Genomic DNA, 293 nt, shown 5'->3' with positions numbered 1-293 from the left:
CGTCGAGGCCGGTGCTGCGCGATAGGCGTAGACGCCGAGGATGCCGGTGATTGCGGCCATGGCGCCGACGCCGGCGACATAGAACCAGGCGCGGCCTTCCGGCATGACCGGATCGAAGAGGTCGGAGCCGGTTCCCTGACCGAGGAAAAGCAGGAGGACACAGAAGAGCAGGCCCCAGATGCTCATCTGGAACTGCATCGACCAGGGGTCTTCCCTGCGCGAGAGGGCGCGGGTCATCAGCACGAAGATGGCGATGCTCAGCGCGCTGACGACAGGCAGAAGCGCGATGTAGC

Annotated in this window: 1 pseudogene; it reads right to left on the bottom strand. The window is 65.5% G+C overall.

The annotated features are described in order from the left end of the window. Window positions 1-293 (bottom strand): annotated as a pseudogene (locus AF337_RS32200) (EamA/RhaT family transporter); the annotation flags it as partial.

It is taken from the genome of Rhizobium ecuadorense (assembly GCF_001187535.1).
Lineage (GTDB): Bacteria > Pseudomonadota > Alphaproteobacteria > Rhizobiales > Rhizobiaceae > Rhizobium > Rhizobium ecuadorense.
This window is presented reverse-complemented; position numbering and strand designations above follow the sequence as displayed.